General features: G+C 54.5%; 1 protein-coding gene. It reads left to right on the top strand.

Annotated features, from left to right (window positions below; all coding sequences use genetic code 11):
• Positions 1 to 113 precede the first annotated feature (113 nt).
• On the top strand, positions 114 to 277 hold a 164-nt coding region (locus tag H6A60_RS13105; protein WP_205105300.1), incomplete at its 3' end, for an ExbD/TolR family protein.

The following is a 277-nucleotide window of genomic DNA, read 5'->3' as shown; positions in this document are numbered from 1 at the left end:
GTCATACACGTGTGGCTTTCGCAGCGCGCCAATCGTCTCATTGCGGAGATCGAGTCTGCCTGCACGGTTTATCTTTCCGCACTCCCGAAGTGCGGCACGAAAGGAGCTGCGTCATGAAGCTCTCTTCGCGTACCGTGGACGAAAAGCCGTCGATCATGATTGTGCCGATGATCGACATCATTTTCTTTCTGCTCGTCTTCTTCATGCTTTCGATGCTGACGATGGTGACGCAAAAGACCATCGCGCTGCGCCTGCCGCAAACGACGGCAGCCAAAAT

This window comes from Sutterella massiliensis (assembly GCF_016899755.1).
Taxonomy (GTDB): domain Bacteria; phylum Pseudomonadota; class Gammaproteobacteria; order Burkholderiales; family Burkholderiaceae_F; genus Sutterella; species Sutterella massiliensis.
Note: the sequence above shows the minus strand (reverse complement) of the source record. Positions and strands in the feature narration are given on the sequence as shown.